At 69.4% G+C, this 16,876-nt stretch carries 15 protein-coding genes, 2 tRNA genes, 1 rRNA gene and 1 pseudogene; 15 read left to right on the top strand and 4 right to left on the bottom strand.

The window, feature by feature from the left end:
• Nucleotides 1–66 precede the first annotated feature (66 nt).
• Complete coding sequence (locus AB0J86_RS12980) at nt 67–1,131, bottom strand: hypothetical protein (RefSeq protein WP_363856529.1); 1,065 nt, start codon at nt 1,129–1,131, stop codon at nt 67–69.
• A 397-nt stretch (nt 1,132–1,528) separates the two neighbouring features.
• On the opposite strand from AB0J86_RS12980, the gene AB0J86_RS12975 reads away from it, so the two are divergent.
• From AB0J86_RS12975 to AB0J86_RS12945, 7 genes and pseudogenes are all read left to right on the top strand, one after another.
• Nucleotides 1,529–1,948, top strand: a complete 420-nt coding sequence (locus AB0J86_RS12975) for a hypothetical protein (RefSeq protein ID WP_363856527.1) — start codon at nt 1,529–1,531, stop codon at nt 1,946–1,948.
• A 97-nt stretch (nt 1,949–2,045) separates the two neighbouring features.
• A complete protein-coding gene (locus AB0J86_RS12970; RefSeq protein WP_363856525.1) occupies nt 2,046–2,222 on the top strand; it encodes a hypothetical protein in 177 nt (58 codons plus the stop codon).
• A gap of 273 nt (nt 2,223–2,495) precedes the next feature.
• Entirely contained in the window at nt 2,496–3,923 is a 1,428-nt protein-coding gene (locus AB0J86_RS12965) for an FtsK/SpoIIIE domain-containing protein (RefSeq protein WP_363856523.1), read from the top strand.
• Nucleotides 3,920–4,297: pseudogene (locus AB0J86_RS12960) on the top strand (DUF2637 domain-containing protein); the annotation flags it as partial. The gene AB0J86_RS12965 and the pseudogene AB0J86_RS12960, both read left to right, overlap by 4 nt.
• A 662-nt stretch (nt 4,298–4,959) precedes the next feature.
• Nucleotides 4,960–6,666 carry a replication initiator gene (locus AB0J86_RS12955; RefSeq protein ID WP_363856521.1) on the top strand — a complete coding sequence of 569 codons (1,707 nt, stop codon included), beginning with the start codon at nt 4,960–4,962 and terminating at the stop codon, nt 6,664–6,666.
• Nucleotides 6,667–6,685: 19 nt separating this feature from the next.
• The gene (locus AB0J86_RS12950) at nt 6,686–6,904 is read left to right on the top strand and encodes a helix-turn-helix domain-containing protein (RefSeq protein WP_363856519.1); all 219 of its coding nucleotides are present in this window, start codon (nt 6,686–6,688) and stop codon (nt 6,902–6,904) included.
• Nucleotides 6,904–8,115, top strand: coding sequence for a site-specific integrase (locus AB0J86_RS12945; protein WP_363856518.1), 1,212 nt, complete (start codon nt 6,904–6,906; stop codon nt 8,113–8,115). The genes AB0J86_RS12950 and AB0J86_RS12945 overlap by 1 nt, the downstream gene beginning before the upstream one ends.
• A 90-nt stretch (nt 8,116–8,205) precedes the next feature.
• Here AB0J86_RS12945 and AB0J86_RS12940 read toward each other — a convergent pair.
• Nucleotides 8,206–8,279, bottom strand: a tRNA-Gly gene (locus AB0J86_RS12940).
• 407 nt (nt 8,280–8,686) lie between these two features.
• Between AB0J86_RS12940 and AB0J86_RS12935 the strand changes: the two genes are divergently transcribed.
• From AB0J86_RS12935 to clpX, 5 genes are all read left to right on the top strand, one after another.
• Nucleotides 8,687–8,760, top strand: a tRNA-Pro gene (locus AB0J86_RS12935).
• A gap of 157 nt (nt 8,761–8,917) precedes the next feature.
• A complete protein-coding gene (tig, locus tag AB0J86_RS12930) occupies nt 8,918–10,267 on the top strand; it encodes a trigger factor (protein ID WP_363856517.1) in 1,350 nt (449 codons plus the stop codon).
• A 173-nt stretch (nt 10,268–10,440) separates the two neighbouring features.
• Nucleotides 10,441–11,085, top strand: coding sequence for an ATP-dependent Clp protease proteolytic subunit (locus AB0J86_RS12925; RefSeq protein ID WP_363856516.1), 645 nt, complete (start codon nt 10,441–10,443; stop codon nt 11,083–11,085).
• Between the two features lie 14 nt (nt 11,086–11,099).
• Complete coding sequence (locus AB0J86_RS12920; RefSeq protein WP_363856514.1) at nt 11,100–11,783, top strand: ATP-dependent Clp protease proteolytic subunit; 684 nt, start codon at nt 11,100–11,102, stop codon at nt 11,781–11,783.
• 219 nt (nt 11,784–12,002) lie between these two features.
• Nucleotides 12,003–13,295 (top strand): ATP-dependent Clp protease ATP-binding subunit ClpX, encoded by a 1,293-nt coding sequence (clpX, locus tag AB0J86_RS12915; RefSeq protein ID WP_363856513.1) that lies wholly within the window; start codon nt 12,003–12,005, stop codon nt 13,293–13,295.
• Nucleotides 13,296–13,361: 66 nt separating this feature from the next.
• Here the strand turns inward: clpX and AB0J86_RS12910 are convergent, their stop codons facing one another.
• Nucleotides 13,362–13,991, bottom strand: a complete 630-nt coding sequence (locus tag AB0J86_RS12910) for an XRE family transcriptional regulator (RefSeq protein WP_363856807.1) — start codon at nt 13,989–13,991, stop codon at nt 13,362–13,364.
• 38 nt (nt 13,992–14,029) lie between these two features.
• Here AB0J86_RS12910 and AB0J86_RS12905 point away from each other — a divergent pair, with 38 nt between their 5' ends.
• Both AB0J86_RS12905 and AB0J86_RS12900 read left to right on the top strand, forming a co-directional pair.
• Entirely contained in the window at nt 14,030–14,863 is an 834-nt protein-coding gene (locus AB0J86_RS12905; protein WP_363856512.1) for an EamA family transporter, read from the top strand.
• Nucleotides 14,864–14,912: 49 nt separating this feature from the next.
• Entirely contained in the window at nt 14,913–15,710 is a 798-nt protein-coding gene (locus AB0J86_RS12900; RefSeq protein WP_363856510.1) for a carbon-nitrogen hydrolase family protein, read from the top strand.
• A 149-nt stretch (nt 15,711–15,859) separates the two neighbouring features.
• On the opposite strand, the gene AB0J86_RS12895 is transcribed toward AB0J86_RS12900, so the two are convergent.
• Nucleotides 15,860–16,090, bottom strand: coding sequence for a hypothetical protein (locus AB0J86_RS12895; protein WP_363856508.1), 231 nt, complete (start codon nt 16,088–16,090; stop codon nt 15,860–15,862).
• 694 nt (nt 16,091–16,784) lie between these two features.
• On the opposite strand from AB0J86_RS12895, the gene AB0J86_RS12890 reads away from it, so the two are divergent.
• A 16S ribosomal RNA gene (locus AB0J86_RS12890) occupies nt 16,785–16,876 on the top strand; the annotation flags it as partial.

Here is a 16,876-nt window from a genome sequence, read left to right as displayed (position 1 = left end):
CCGCGTGTTTTGTGATTTCCTAGACCGCGTCGTCGCTGCCCTGCTCCGTCGGCGGCAGGCGGGGATTCAGCCTGCCGTCTGGCTGTAGATGTCGAACGCGACCTTTGTCACCTGGGCCAGGTTGTGCAGGTTCGCCGGGGCGCCTTCAAGCAAGCCCTTTGCGCGGTCTAGGAGCGCCTTGACCCAACCCTTGTTGGGCTCGGTCTTGGTCGCCTCCCGCTCTAGCGCCTGGGCGACCTCTTCGTATTCGGGCTGCTGCTCCGACGGTAAGAGTTGCCCGAACTCACGGAGGGCATTCGCGTAAATCGCGAGCGCCTCGGCCTGGTTGGTGCTGGTCTGGTTCTGGGCAACATCCCGGTTCGCCACCGCGAGCTGGCCGCTGTTGTTGCCCATGATCGTCACGTTCACGCCAGCATTGTTCGCCCGGTTCAGGTACTCCACCACGCCTCCGTATTGCTCGATGCACTCCGTCCCGGCCGGCTCGATGGTCGGGGTCTCGTCAGTTCCGGCCAGCAGTCGCCGATTCCGGAGGAACTGGACAGCCTCCACCAAGTCAGCCGCGCTGAACAACATCCCGTTGAACCAGCCGTACGGACTGGTTGCGATCTCGGCGATGTCCGTCGACTCGCCGTTCGCGCCCCGCTCGTAGACCCACCGGAGGACCGCGTCTCGACACGCACTGCGACGGGTGAGATTGTCCTTGCGGCGCTCGATCCGCGACACCGCTTCGCGCTGACCGACGTCGGTAAGCCACACCGGAAGCCCCATGCCGTCGCTGCCGAAAGTCCTCGCCGAGCCGTTGAATAGCCCCGCCTCCTCAAGCGTGGCCACTGCAACCTCAACGTAGGGCTCGACTAACGGCACGAACTCCTCGGCGCCTACGTCGCTCATCATCTCGGCAACCGACGGGACGAGGCCCGGCTTTACCTTCGAGTAGGCGTATCCCCAGTCGAGCAGCCAGCCGGCCACCAACTCCAGCTCAGAGCCGGTGGTCGCCCTACCACCCACGCTGCCGCTGGCCGTCGGCTCTCCGTTGACCGGAAGCCGTACTGGAGTCTTCGCAAACTCACGCTCGATCTCCCGAACCATTTTTCGGATGCCCTGCTTGTCGATCTTAAACCCGCTCGCCATGCGGTCCCCCTGGATCGTCCATGGTCACATCGACATGACACGGTACTCCCAGGGTGGGACTCAGAACGACTGCCAACCCGAGCGATACTCCAAGTTGTGGAATTCCCTTGTGGTCCGTCATCACCCTGAACCCCGCGCTGCAGCTGGGTGGGTGGACCTGAAGCCTTTGCCGTCCTGTTACTCACGCCTCGCGCTATGTTGTGTCGCGCAGCGATCTGCGGGTCCTTTTCTCATCCCGCTCGGGGCGCGGAGTGGTGGCACTGGTAGCGGAGTTCCTGGCCAGTCCACAGGGGACGCCCAGCTTGACAAGTCGAGTTGGACGGAGCTACCTTCGAGCGACTTAACAAGTCGACTTGTCGTCTTGCTGGGCGGCGGGTTCATTGGGGAGGTACTTCTCGTGGTTCCTGGCTCGATCAAGATTCCGGTCCCGTTCGACTACGCCTTTCCTGCTGGGGCGCTGTTCCTGGGCGTCGGTCCGCAGGTCGACTTTGACCGGCGTGGTGAGGCGGATGACCAGGTGCGGGACAAGGAGACGGGGGAGCGGGTCTGGGTGGTGCGGGTGCTTGACCTGGACCCGGAGGCGGGCAAGTACGGCCGGTCGGAGGTCAAGGTCAAGGTGATTGCGCCGCAGCAGCCGGTTCCGCCGGCGCCGGGTGTGCCGGCGTACCCGCCTGCGGTGCAGTTCGAGGGCCTGACGTTGACGCCGTACGTGGATTCGCAGCGGTGCAAGTCGTCGGGGCAGTGCCGGGCGCGGATGGCGTACTCGCTGCGCGCGACGGCGATGGTGCCCGTTGAGGCGCTGGCCACCGCTGCCTGAGCGCGGATCGCACGCGGGGCGGGCCGTCACCCCGCCAAGAGTCTCGGCTCGCCCCGCGCCTACATCCCTTCAACCCCTCGGAAGGGGGCGGGCTGTGATGCCCATGCTAGTGAACCTTGTCCGCGTCTCGACGCGGCGTAACGAGGTGTGGCGCCACTGCGAGAGCTGTGACGAGCTGGCCGCGATGGCGCCGTACCAGGTCATCTGCTCCGCCTGCTCGTCGATCGATGTGCCGCCGTACCGGCCTGAGCTGACCGGCCGGGGGTGGTCGTGATGCGCCGTACCCGGTTGGGCTGGTGGCGGTACGCCGCCTGGGAGTTCCGCACGGTGCTGCGCCGGTTGCTGGGCCTGCCGTCGGCTCCGGCGCTGGTGTACGCGATCCGGTGCCCGCGTTGTGGTGAGTGGGTGAAGCCGGGTCGGTTCGATCTGCTGCACATGGCGTGTCGGACGTGTCTGGAGACCCTTGCTCGGCCTCGTCGTACCCGGGGGTTGCTGTGGTAGCGGCGACGCTCACCGGCTCGCCTGCGCGTTCGGGTGGTGGCCGCTGATGCCGTTGATCAACGTCATTCCGGGGGAGAAGGTCCCGGTTGCGCCGATGAACGTGCGGTTGCCGGTGTGGCGGGTGCCGGGCTGGTTGCTGCCGTTGTGGTGGCTGCTGCGGGGCCTGGTCCGCCTCACCGTCCTGGCGGTCCGCTACTGGTGGCTGTCCGCCCCGACCGCCGTCGGGCTGTGGGTGTGGGTGCGCCTCGGCGGGCTGGTCTTGGGCGCCGTCGTCCTCGCCATCGCCGCCGGGTGTTTGGGCTGGTGGCGGTGGCACCCGGCGTCGTGGTTGCGGTTCGGCTGGTATCCGCTGGTGGGCCGGTGGCGGCGGTTGTGGGTGTACCGGCCGCGGTGGGCGTCGACGATGGCGACGTGTGGGCTGGCGACGGCGTTCGCCGGGGACCGGTACGTGCCGCAACTGCTCGCCGTGCGGTCGGACCGGTACGGGGACCGGGTGACGGTGCGGCTGCTGCCGGGCCAGATTCCCGCTGACTGGGGTCGGGCCGCGGAGCGGTTGGCGTACGCGTTCCGCCTGCGGGAGGGCCGGGCCCGCGCGACTGCGCGGGCGGATCGGGTGGAGCTGCGGTTCCTGCGCCGCGACCCACTGGCTGGCACGGTCGCGCCGCTGCCGGTGCCCGTGGTGCCGGACTTCGACGCGCTACCCCTGGGTGTCCGTGAGGACGGGGAGGTGTATCGGCTGCGGTTGGCCGGGGCGCATGTGCTGATCGCGGGGGCGACGAACTCCGGGAAGGGCTCGGTGATCTGGTCGCTGATCCGGGCGCTGGCTGGTGGGGTGCGGTCGGGGTTGGTGGAGCTGTGGGTGTTCGACCCGAAGGGCGGCATGGAACTCGGCGCCGGGCTGCCGTTGTTTGCTCGGTTCGCCTACGAGGACCTGGACGGCATGGCCGGGGTGCTGGAAGAGGCCGTGAAGCGGATGCGGCGGCGGGCGGCCCGGCTGCGCGGGATCGCCCGCCAGCACACCCCGACCCCGGATGATCCGCTGCTGGTGCTGGTGGTCGATGAGTTGGCGGCGCTGACCGCGTACATCTCCGACCGCAAGGTCCGGGATCGGATCAAGGACGCCTTGGGCCTGTTGCTGTCGCAGGGTCGGGCGGTCGGGGTGCACGTGGTGGCGGCGTTGCAGGACCCGCGTAAGGACGTGCTGCCGTTCCGGGACTTGTTCCCGACCCGGGTCGGGTTGCGGATGACCGAGCCGGAGCAGGTGGACATGGTCCTAGGCGACGGGGCCCGCGACCGGGGCGCGGTCTGTGACCGCATGCCCGAAACGTCGCCCGGGGTGGGCTACGTCGCGTTGGACGGCGTCCGTGAACCGGTGCGGGTCCGCTTCTCCTACCTGACCGACGGCGACATCCGCGAGTTGGGTCGCCAGTACCGGCGGCTCTGCGACACCGACGAGCAGGAGGGGGCGGCGTGAAGACCGTCAAGACCCGGGGCGAACGAGCTGAGGGCGTGGTCCTGGTGCTCATCCTGGTCACCGTGGGCGGCCTGGCCGGCGCCGCGTCCTTCACTCACGTTCACGACTGGACGATGGACAACTCCCCGGCGCACACGGGGGACTGGTTCGGCTGGGCGAATGCCGCGATTTCGGAACTCATCCCTCTGGCGGCGCTGCTGACGATCCGGCGTCGGCGCCGCACGGGCGGGCCGATCGGGTACCCGATGACGTTGCTCGTGGCGGCGGTGGCGTTGTTGCTGTCGGCGCAGTTGGCGGTGGCCAAGCCGGGCCTGTCCGGCTGGCTGCTCTCCGCCGTCCCGTCCCTGGCCTTCCTCGGCCTGTCGAAACTCGTCCTCTCCGTCAAACCACCCGCACCGCCGTCCCCGACGGTCCCCGACCCGTCCCTGACCGGTCCCGCCGTCCCGACCGTCGAGGACGAGACGGAGCCAACGCCGTCCCCGGCCCGTGTCGAGCCGGTACGGCACCTGTCCCGGGACTCGACCCGCCCGGACGAGCCGGTACCGGCCACGCCGTCGAACGGCACCGGTCCGGCTGATGGGGACGGTGATCGTCCCGAGCCGGTACCGGCTCAGGCCACCACCGAGGACGAGCCGGACGAGGAAGTACATCGGCAGGACGAGGAAGACGGGCAGGACGAGGACGGGGACGGCCAGGTGCCGGGCGTGGACCTGGTCCAGTTGGCCCGGCAGCGTGCGGCCGAGCATCGGGCCGCGACGGGACGGCCGATCACCCGCGACGAACTACGGGCCGTCCTGCGGGTCGCCAACGGGACCGCCTCCGAACTTCTGCGCCAGGTGCGCGAGTCCGACCGTCCCGCGCTCGTCCCCGTACCCGCGACCGCCTTCACCCCACGCAACGGCACCACGTTCCACCCTTCGGCGCCTTCGGAGGTCAGCAAGTGACCGTGCACCAACTCGAACTCGCCCCACCCCCACGCCAACCGGAATCGCCCACCCCGGCACCCGAGCCGCGGCCGGGGTCGCGGGCGGCCCGGATGCGCAAGCCGCTTGCCAAGGACGCGCTCAAGCAGCTCGCCGAACAGCACGGCGTCTGTGTCCGGCCCCTGGCGCTGCGGCGTACCGACACCCACACGGGCAAGACCGAGGTCATCGAGGTCCCGTGCGGGGCGACCCTGGCCGTGAAGTGCAAGCCCTGCGCCGAACGCGGCCGGCGGTTGCGCATCCAGCAGATCCGGGAGGGCTGGCACCTGGCTGACGAACCGGCCGTACGCCCCGAACCACCGGACGCCGGTGTGCTCGACCTGGTACGGGTGCGGGCGCACCTGGAGTTCGAACGGACCGCCGTGCAGTACGAGCCGATGCACCCCGACGAGCGGGCCGCACAGATCGTCGAGATCGACCAGGCCATCGCCGAGCTGGACGAGGAACTGGGGGAAACCAGCCTGCGCGGGCACCTCACGCCGAAGGAGCGCGACGACCGGCCCCGGCGGAAGCGGTCAACCAGGCGGCGGCAGGACTCCCCGGACCTGCCCCGCCTGCCCGTGTCGCCAAAGACGATCGGCCGCGCCTACGCCGGAAAGGCGGGCAAGACGTACCGGCCGTCGATGCTGGTCACCCTCACCCTCGGCTCACACGGGCCGGTCCACTCCCACCTACGGCGGGGCGCCTACATCGCCCCGTGCGAGTGCGGCCAACGCCACGGCCCACACGACGACGTCCTCGGCACCCCGGTCGACCCAAGCAGCTACGACTACCGGCGGGCGGCCCTGGACGCGATCCACTTCGCCCGGGTCCTGGACCGGTGGTGGCAGAACCTGCGCCGGGCGGCCGGCTGGAACGTCCAGTACGCGGGCGCGGTCGAGCTGCAACGCCGCCTCGCCCCGCACGCGCACTTCGCGATCAGGGGCACCCTGCCCCGGCGGCTGCTCAAGCAGGTGGCGGTGGCCACGTACCACCAGGTGTGGTGGCCAGCCTTCGACGAACCGACCTACACGGTCGACAAGCCGCCGGTCTGGGACGTCGACCAGCAGTGTTACGTCAATCCTAGGACGCTCCAGGCGTTGCGTACCTGGTCACAGGCGCTCGACGAGTTGGAGGAACCCGACAGCCGGCCCGCGTACGTGGCGAGGCTGGGTCGGATCGACGCCCGGGGCATCGAGCAGGGCACCAAGGACGCGGAACGGTCCATCCGGTACGTCACCAAGTACGTCACGAAGGATCTGACCGAGCAAGCGAAACCGCGGTCGGATGCACAACGCGCACACTTCGACCGGCTCCACGCGGAGCTGGCCGTGCTGCCGTGCTCGCCGACGTGCGCGAACTGGCTGCTTTACGGCGTCCAGCCCGACGGCGCCAAGCCGGGGCTGACCCCGGGCCGGTGCACGGGCAAGGTCCACCAGCGCACCACGCTCGGCTTCACGGGCCGGCGGGTCCTGGTCTCCCGGCAGTGGTCCGGCAAGACCCTCGCCGATCACCGTGCCGACAACCGGGCCTGGATCCGCGCCGTCCTCGCCGGCGGCATGGCCGACGCCGACGAGCACGACCAGTGCGAGGCCGTCGACGACAACCGGTACCGGTTCGAACTCGCCCGGCCCGAAGACCCGGACGTGCTGCCGCTGGAACACCGACTCCTGCGCGCCATCTCGGCCCGAATCCGCTGGCGAACAGACCTCGACACGGCCCGCCGGAGAGCGGCCGGCGCTGTTTCGGCAACCGCTCCGACCCTTGCCTCTGCTGCCTGACCGATGAAGGAGGACATGAATGGATGACGAGCTGTTGACCCCCGACGAGGTCGCCGCTCGCCTCCGTGCAACACCGCGATTCGTGCGCCGACTGGTCGCCGAACGTCGGATCGCGTTCGTCAAGGTCGGTCGCCTGGTGCGCTTCGAGGCGTCCGCCGTCACCGCCTACATCGACAGAAACCGGGTCGTACCGATGACCCGCGCGCAGCTGCGCGGCTACCTGGGGGAGGTCGCCTGATGGCGAACAGCAAGGGCCGTCGCCGTTTCGGCAACGTACGGAAGCGGGCCTCCGGCCGCTTCCAAGCTCGCTACGTCGGGCCGGACGGGATCGAGCGGACCGCCCCGAAGACCTTCGCCACGGAACGCGAGGCCACCCGGTGGTTGACCCTGGTCGAGTCGGAGATCATCAGGGGCGATTGGACGGCACCGGAGGCCGGTGAGGTCCAACTCGGCGAGTACGGGCAGAAGTGGATCGCGGAACGCAAGCTCCAACCGCGCACGCGAGAGAACTACGAAGACCTGTTTCGGCTGCACATCCGTCCGCATCTCGGCAACCTGGCGCTCGGAGCGATCAAGCCGCAGACCATCCGGAGCTGGCGGAAGCGGCTGCTCGACGGCGGCACAACCGAACCGCAGGCCGTGAAGGCGTACTCCCTGCTCCGAGCAATCCTGAACACGGCCGTCAAAGAGGACGAGATCATTCGGCAGAACCCGTGTCGGATCGCCGGCTATGACCGCTATCACACCCCGGAACGACCGGTGGCGAGCGTCGCCCAGGTGCTCGCGCTCGCCGAGCGTATGCCGGCCCGCTTCTCGTCCCTCGTCATCGTCGCCGCGTTCTCCGGGCTGCGCTGGGGCGAACTGGCGGCGCTGCGGCGCTCCGATGTCGACCTGGAGGCGGGCACGGTCCGCGTCCCGCGCAAGCTGGCCGCGCTGCGTAACGGAATGGAGTTCGGCCCGCCCAAGTCGGAGGCGGGCAACCGGACCGTGGCGCTCCCGGGCGCGGCGCGGGCGGCGCTCGCGACGCACCTGCGGGACTACGTGGGGGAGGGGCCGGACGCGCTCGTCTTCACCGGGGAGAAGGGCGCAGTGCTGCGTACCGGCAACTTCCGGCGGGCGGTCGACTGGGCGGCGGCCGTGCGGGCGGCCGGCATGCCGGCGGGCTTCCACTTCCACGATCTGCGGCACACCGGGAACAACCTGGCGGCGGCGACCGGGGCCAGCACCCGGGACCTGATGCACCGGATGGGCCACGCCAGCATGCGAGCGGCCCTCATCTACCAGCACGCCAACAGCGAGCGGGATCGGGAGATCGCCGCCGCGATGGATCGCCGGATCGCCAAGCAACGGCCCAAGCCCACGACCAAGAAAGCGGGCGGCCGGACGCGGCGCAAGGACGCCGACTCGGACGACGAGGGAACGGCCGGCGTACCGGCCCGAACGCGCTAATGGCCCGCTAATGGCCCACAAGATCAAAGAGAGCTGAAACGAGAACGGCCCAGGTTCGGCGATCACGTCGCTGACCTGGGCCGGAAGCTTTGGAGCGGGCGACGGGAATCGAACCCGCACCGTCAGTTTGGAAGACTGAAGCTCTGCCATTGAGCTACGCCCGCGTGCGCCGTCGATGCCGGCGGCGCGCACCGTAGCCTACCGGGTCACCCTACGGGGCGCGTACCGGTATCCCGTCCGGCCGCGCGGCGCTCTCACTGCACGGCGGCGCGCCACGCCCAGCGCCGGAAGGCAACCGCGCGCAGGGGCCAGTCGTCCGTGCGGCGGGCGCGGCTCGACGCGTACCCGGAAGGAGGCCGGCGCAGGCGCGCGGACCCGGCCCCGCCATGGGGGCGGTTTCCGCCCCCGTGTCCGAACCACGCCCACCCGACGATGCGACGATCGGGCCTGGGGAGCGATGGGAAGAACCGGACGAAACGCGAGGTAGCGTCGGAGGTGGGGGCGGTGGTATGCGGCGCGCCGATACCAGGCGGCGCGGGCGGGCGGGGACGGCATACACTTCTCGTCGCCACGGGGTGTGGCGCAGCTTGGTAGCGCACTCGCTTTGGGAGCGAGGGGCCGTGGGTTCAAATCCCGCCACCCCGACTGTCGTCCGCAGCCGCGCTTCGCGGCGGCGTCACCCGTCCCGGTGTCGGCCGCCGCTCGGCGGCCACGCCGGCTCGCCTACACTCGATGGGCTGAATAGCGCCCATACATCACGCAGACACCAGACCAAGACTGAGATCCATCAAGGAGTACGCCTGTGAAGAGCACCGTCGAGACTCTGAGCCCGACGCGCGTGCGGCTCGCCATCGAGGTGCCGTTCGCCGAGCTCGAGCCGAGCCTCAAGAAGGCGTACCGGGAGATCGGCCAGCAGGTCACGGTGCCCGGCTTCCGTAAGGGCAAGGTGCCGGCGATGGTCATCGACCAGCGCGTCGGCCGTGGCACGGTCCTGAACGAGGCCGTGCAGGAGGCGATCCCCGAGAACATTCTCGCCGCGGTACGCGAGCACGAGGTGAAGACCCTCGGCCGCCCGGAGGTGGAGATCACCGAGTTCTCCGACGGCGCCCCGCTGAAGTTCACCGCGGAGGTCGACGTCCGGCCGGAGATCACGCTCCCCGACTTCTCCACGGTCGAGGTGACCGTCGACGAGCTGCAGGTCGACGAGAGCGAGATCGACCAGCAGGTGAACAGCCTGCGGGAGCGGTTCGCCACGCTGAAGACCGTCGAGCGCGCCGCCCAGGAGGGCGACTACGTGCAGATCGACCTCGCCGCGACCGTGGACGGCGAGGAGGTGCCGGGCGGGTCCGCGAGCAACATCTCGCACGAGGTCGGCAGCAAGCAGCTGCTGCCGGGCCTGGACGAGGCCCTGGTGGGGTTGGCCGCGGGCGACAGCACCACCTTCACCTCCCAGCTGGTGGGCGGCGAGTTCGCCGGCCGGGACGCGGACGTCTCGGTGACCGTGCGTACCGTCAAGGAGAAGGAGCTGCCGGCGCTGGACGACGAGTTCGCCCAGATGGCCAGCGAGTTCGACACGCTGGAGCAGCTCCGTGACGACCTGCGTCAGCGGGTCACCCGCGGCAAGCAGGTCGAGCAGATCTACGCGGCCCGCGACAAGGCGCTGGAGCAGCTGGTCGCCGCCGCCGACGTGCCGGCGCCCGAGGGCGTGATCCGCGACGAGGTCGAGTCCCGCAAGCAGGCCATGGTCGACCAGCTGGAGCGCATCGGCGCCTCGCTGGAGGAGTACCTCGCCGCCGAGGAGAAGACCGAGGAGCAGGTCGACGAGGAGCTCAAGGAGGCCGCCACCGAGGGTGTGCGGATCCAGCTGCTGCTCGACACCCTGGCCGACGCCGAGGACGTGCAGGTCACCGACGACGAGTTCGGCCACGAGATCATGCACCGCGCGCAGCGCGCCGGGATGGCCCCGCAGCAGTACTACGACCAGCTGGTCCGCTCGGGCACGGCCGGCGCGGTCTTCGGCGACGTCCGTCGCGGCAAGGCCCTGGCCGCGGTGATGGAGCGCATCAAGATCACCGACAGTGCCGGCAACCCGGTCAGCCTGGACGCCATCCGCGGCGAGGAGCACGACCACGACCACGACCACGAGCACTGATCCGGACGCGGTCGGCCACCGTCCGTCGCTGTTCGGCGCACGGTGGCCGAGCTCGTTCCGGGGTACGACGGCCGTGGGTGCGCTGAGAGCGAACAGTGCGCCGAGAGGGACGCTGCGGCCCCGGTGAGCGGTTAGTGTCGGGCGTAAGACGGTACGGAGAGCGAAGGGCTGCCATGACCGAAATGCACATCCCAGCGATGCCCCTCCGGGCTAGCGAGCTCCGGGGCGGGGACTCACTCAGTGGCAACCTCGACGATTCGGTTTACAACCGGCTGCTGAAGGAGCGGATCATCTTCCTCGGCAGCGAGGTGACCGACCAGGTAGCCAACCGTATCTGCGCGCAGCTGCTGCTGCTCGCCGCGGAGGACCCCGAGCGGGACATCAACCTCTGGATCAACTCGCCGGGTGGCTCGGTCTACTCCGGCATGGCGATTTACGACACGATGCAGTTCATCGACAACGACGTTTCCACCGTGGCGATGGGCATGGCCGCCTCCATGGGGCAGCTGCTGCTCTGCGCGGGCACCAAGGGCAAGCGCTACGCCCTGCCGCACGCCCGGATCATGATGCACCAGCCGTCCGGCGGCATGGGCGGTACCGCCTCCGACATCGCCATCCAGGCGGAGCAGATGCTCTACACGAAGCGGATGTTCCAGGAGCGGGTCGCCTTCCACACCGGCCAGGACCAGGCGCAGATCGAGGCCGACTCCGACCGCGACCGCTGGTTCACGGCGGCCGAGGCCAAGGACTACGGCTTCATCGACAAGGTGATCACCGGAGCCACCCAGGTTCCGGAAGGCGCCGGGACCCTGAGCTGAGCTGAGGAGCTGACATGACCGACCTGAGCCTGCCGCCGCACGTCAGCGGCGCGTCGTCGCAGTTCGCCCCGGTGCAGAACCGGTACATCCTTCCCTCGTTCGTCGAGCGCACCTCGTACGGCGTGAAGGAATCCAACCCCTACAACAAGATGTTCGAGGACCGGATCATCTTCCTCGGCGTGCAGGTGGACGACGCGTCGGCCAACGACGTGATGGCCCAGCTGCTCACCCTGGAGTCGACCGACCCGGACCGCGACATCACCATGTACATCAACTCCCCGGGTGGCTCGTTCACCGCCATGACGGCGATCTACGACACCATGCAGTACGTCCGGCCGGACATCCAGACGGTCTGCCTCGGCCAGGCGGCCAGCGCCGCCTCGATCCTGCTGGCGGCCGGTACCCCCGGTAAGCGCATGGCACTGCCGAACTCGCGGATCATCATCCACCAGCCGGCGACCGAGGGCGGCTACGGGCAGGGCTCGGACATCGAGATCCAGGCCCGGGAGATCCTCCGGATGCGCACCCAGCTGGAGGAGATGTACTCGCGGCACTGCGGCCAGCCGGTCGACAAGGTCCGCAAGGACATCGACCGCGACAAGATCATGACCGCGGAAGAGGCCAAGGAGTACGGGATCGTCGACACGGTCCTGACCTACCGTAAGAAGGGTCTGCTGGCGGCCAACGCGGCCAGCTGAGCGCACGGGTCAGAGGCCGGCGGCACCCCTGTAACACGCGCCGGCCTCTGACACACCCGTTTTGGGGGTCGGAGAAACCCTCTTCAGCGGGTAACGTCGGGTCTGCACCGCTTCGTTGGCGCGGACCGGCGAGCGAGCGAGCAATATTGATAGCAACGAGGCGTACCGTCCTCAGGTCGGGGGCCGGGGTTCCGGCCGATGAGCGCAGGGAGAACGTAGGTGGCACGGATCGGCGACGGCGGCGACCTACTGAAGTGCTCCTTCTGTGGCAAGTCGCAGAAGCAGGTCAAGAAGCTCATCGCGGGCCCCGGGGTCTACATCTGCGATGAGTGCATCGATCTCTGCAACGAGATCATCGAAGAGGAGCTGGCCGAGTCCGGCGAGGTGAAGTGGGAAGAACTTCCCAAGCCGATGGAGATCTGCCAGTTCCTCGATTCGTACGTGGTGGGGCAGGACCAGGCGAAGAAGGCACTCTCGGTCGCCGTCTACAACCACTACAAGCGGATCCAGGCAGAGGCGGCGGGCGCGCCGGGCTCCGGAAACGACACCGTAGAGCTGGCGAAGTCCAACATCCTGCTCATCGGCCCCACCGGGTGCGGCAAGACCCACCTGGCGCAGACCCTGGCGCGGATGCTCAACGTCCCCTTCGCCATCGCGGACGCCACGGCCCTCACCGAGGCCGGCTACGTCGGCGAGGACGTCGAGAACATCCTGCTGAAACTCATCCAGGCCGCCGACTACGACATCAAGCGGGCCGAGACCGGCATCATCTACATCGACGAGGTCGACAAGATCGCCCGCAAGTCCGAGAACCCGTCGATCACGCGCGACGTCTCGGGCGAGGGTGTCCAGCAGGCCCTGCTGAAGATCCTGGAAGGCACGGTGGCCAACGTGCCGCCGCAGGGCGGGCGCAAGCACCCGCACCAGGAGTTCATCCAGATCGACACGACCAACGTGCTCTTCATCTGCGGTGGTGCCTTCGCCGGCCTCGACCAGATCATCGAGTCCCGTACCGGCCAGGGCGGGCTGGGCTTCGGCGCGCACCTGCGCGCGGTCTCGGAACGCTCGACCGACGACATCTTCGCCCAGGTCATGCCGGAGGACATGCTCAAGTTCGGGCTGATCCCCGAGTTCATCGGCCGGCTTCCGGTGATCACCAACGTGCGCAGCCTCGACCGCGAGGCGCTGGTGCGGATCCTCACCCAGCCCCGCAACGCGCTGGTGCGGCAGTACCAACGGCTCTTCGAACTCGACGGCGTCGAGCTGGAGTTCGAACCGGCCGCGCTGGAGGCCATCGCGGACCAGGCGATGCTGCGCGGTACGGGCGCCCGCGGCCTGCGCGCCATCCTCGAAGAGGTGCTCCTCTCGGTGATGTACGAGGTGCCGAGCAACCCGGACGCGGCCCGGGTGCTGATCACCCGCGAGGTCGTACTGGAGAACGTCAACCCGACGATCGTGCCCCGGGAGTTCACCGGCCGGCGTCGACGGGACCGCGAGGAGAAGTCGGCCTGAGTCGGCCTCGGCGGCGGCCGGATCCGGCCGCCCGCCCACGGCACCTCGGCGCCGGCGGGCTCGCCCTCAGGCGGGCCGCTCCGGCCGGGCGGCGACCCTGCGGTCCCACTCGCCGGACGGCATGACGACGACCATGGTCAGCCGGACGTCCTCGTCACCGTCGTTGCGGTAGGTGTGACCCCGGTCGGCCCGGAACTCGATGGTCTCGCCGGTCGTCACCGCGTGGTCGACGCCGTCGACCGTGACGATCGCGGTACCGGTGAGGATGTGCAGCAGTTCCCGAGTCCCGGGGGCGTGGTCGGCCGAGCCGTGCCGCTCGCCCGGCTTGAGCCGCCACTCCCACAGCTCGACGAAGTTCGGGTCGTTGAGCCCGCCCAGGAGTCGGCCGACGCCGCCCCGCTCGCCCCGCCACAGCAGCGGCGCCTCCTCGGCCCGGGTGATCCGTACCGCCCGGTCCGCGGCCGGCTCCAGCAGCCGGGCGACGGTCACCCCGAAGGCGTCCGCGAGGCGGCAGAGCGTACCGACGCTCGGGTTGGTCCTGGCCCCCTCGATCTGTACCACCATGCCCTTGCTGACGCCCGAGCGTCCCGCCAACTCGTCCAGCGACCAGCCCCGCCCCGTGCGTAGCTCGCGTACGTGCTGGGCCACCGCGGCGGTGACGGCCTCGACCCTGGTCGATCCGGTGTCGGTCAACACACTGTCCTCTGCGGTCAATATTGTGATACGACTTGGTGGTGCTTCCCATTGTCCTCGCCACGATGTCCGCCCTGGCCACAGGGACAGCCGATTTTTCGGGCGGCAAGGCCTCCCGGCGCGGCAGTCCCCTGGCGGTAACCGTCGTCTCCCAGCTCCTGGGTCTGCCGCTCCTGCTGGTCTGCCTGGTCGTGGTCCCCGGCACACCGGGCGGCACGGACCTCGTCTGGGGAGCCGCCGCCGGCCTCGCCGGATTCGCCGGTGTGGTGCTGCTCTACCGCGCCCTCGCCAGCGGCGCGATGGCCGTCGTGGCGCCGATCACGGCGGTCACCGCGGCCCTCATCCCGATCGTCGCCGGGCTCCTCACCGCCAGCAACCCCGGCCGGCTGGCCCTCATCGGGGCGACCGTCGCGGTCCTCGCCATCGGCCTGGTCAGCCTCGGGCCGGGTACCGGACGCGGCAGCGTCTCCGCCCGGCTGGTCGCCACGGCCCTCGCCTCCGGCGCGTGCTTCGGCATCTTCATGACGCTCTTCGCCCAGCCGGGCGCGGACGCCGGGATGTGGCCGCTGCTCGCGGTACGGGTCGCGTCCGTCGGTACCGGACTCGTCCTCATGGCCCGGACCCGGACCCCGTACCGGCTGACCCGTCCCGGGCTCGCCTGGTCCGCCGCGGCCGGAACGCTCGACATCCTCGGCAACGCCCTCTACCTGGCCGCCGCGACCCGAGGTCATCTCAGCGTGGTCGCCGCGCTCGCCTCGCTCTACCCGGTGACCACCGTGCTGCTCGCGCTCGGGGTGGACCGCGAACGGCTCCGGCCGCTGCAGTTCGCCGGTCTCGGGCTGGCCGCCGCCGCGCTGGTGCTCGCCACCGGCTGACCGGACCGGGCGCTGTTCCGCGCGCGATGCTGGCCGTAGGCTCGGTCCCATGCGCGTCGCCGTCTGCCAGCTGAATTCCCGGGACGACCGAGCCGCCAATCTGGCCACCGCCAACGAGCTGCTCACCGCGGCGGCGCGGGCCGGCGCCGACCTCGCCGTCCTGCCCGAGTACGTGGACTACCTGGGCCGCTCGGCCGGGATGCCCAAACCCGAGCCGGTCGACGGGGAGTTCGCCGCCTTCTTCGCGGACGCCGCGCGGCGGCTCGGCATCTGGGTACTGGCCGGGTCGTTCCACGAGATCGGCCCCGACCCGGAGCACACCTACAACACCTCGCTGGTCTTCGACCGTACCGGCGCGCTCGCCGCGACGTACCGCAAGATCCATCTGTACGACGTCGAGATCCCGGGCCGCGTCTCGTACCTGGAGTCCCGCTCGGTAGCCGCCGGCACCGAGCCGGTGGTGGTGCCCGTCGACGGCGTGCCGGTCGGCCTGTCGATCTGTTACGACCTGCGCTTTCCCGAGCTGTACCGGCACCTCGCCGTGGCCGGGGGAGCGCGGGTACTGGTCGTGCCGGCCGCCTTCATGCTGCACACCGGGCGCGATCACTGGGAGGTGCTGCTGCGCGCCCGGGCGATCGAGAACCAGTGCTTCGTGGTGGCCGCGGGTCAGATCGGCGACCACGAGCCGGGCCGCACCTGCTTCGGCCGCAGCATGGTCGTCGACCCCTGGGGCACCGTCCTCGCCCAGGCGCCCGACACGGTCGGGATCACGGTGGCCGACCTCGATCTCGGCCGGCTAGAGACCATCCGTTCGGAGCTGCCGAGCCTGGCGAACCGCCGGCTCTAGCGGACTTTCCCACCCGCACCGGTCGTACGTCGACGCCGAGCGCCACGGTGGCTCGGGCGCGCGACCGTCGGGAACAAGACGACCGCCGCACCGGTCGACCTACCCCGTGGTACGCGGCGCCGAGTCGCGGCGCCACTCCGGGACGGCGCTCAGCGGCTCTGCAGCAGCAGGCTGAGCATCGCAAGTCCGACGATCGCCCCGGCCGTGACGAGCAACGCGGTGGTCATCCGGGACGGGCCCCGTCGGGCCAGCCGCCGGCCGGCGGCGACGACCACGAAGAGTACGAAGCCCCCGATCGCCAGCTGCCAGAACGGCAGGAGGAGTCCCAGCACGGCGTCTTGCGCCAGGACGGGTCCGCGCGTGCTCGACTCCACAGGCATGCCTGCCACTGTGGCACGTGTGCGCCGATCGCGGCGGGTGGAAGGTGCGTGCCCGGTACGAGGGCACGCGTGGCGGTAACCCGACAGCGAGGCCGCCGATCCGGTCTCCGCATCCACGATTGCGGCATCGACTAGCGCTGATTTGCATCGCGGCTCGGGGACGCGTAACTTTCTCTCTGCACGCGGGACACGGACAAAACATCCGAAACCGCAAGCACCAGGCTCGTGGCGAGCGATCGCCGAGCGAGGCTGGACCGGGCGGTGCGCTCAGTCGACAGGATCGATTTGAGATTGCGAGACCGACCGGGTAGAGTGTTCGGAGCCAGCAGGAGCCGGGCAGTCTCGCCGCTTGAGCGGCGGGTGGCCGGTCTGCGAGCTTCCCCCGACAGAAACGGACGCCGGGTTCGGTGTGCGTAGGTACGGGGACACTCGGGCGGGGCATTGAAAGTCGAGAGATCGATTTGACGATGCGAAACCGACCGGGTAGCTTTAAGAAGTTGCCCCGAGAATGATTCCTCGGAATGAGGATCTGGACCGGTGTGTGTTTGTTCTTTGAGAACTCAACAGGGTGCTTGATAAGCCAGTGCCAATTATGATTTATCCTCCGGCTGGCTGACTGCTTCTCTTGGGGAGTGGTTGGTTGGTTTGGATTCCTTTGGCAACTTTTTGTTGCTGGGGTTTTCTCTTCTGGTTTTTGTTGGAGAGTTTGATCCTGGCTCAGGACGAACGCTGGCGGCGTGCTTAACACATGCAAGTCGAGCGGAAAGGCCCTTCGGGGTACTCGAG

Origin of the sequence: Micromonospora sp. NPDC049559, from assembly GCF_040676675.1 — a bacterium.
In the GTDB taxonomy this organism is placed as follows: Bacteria; Actinomycetota; Actinomycetes; order Mycobacteriales; family Micromonosporaceae; genus JBFAPK01.
This window is presented reverse-complemented; position numbering and strand designations above follow the sequence as displayed.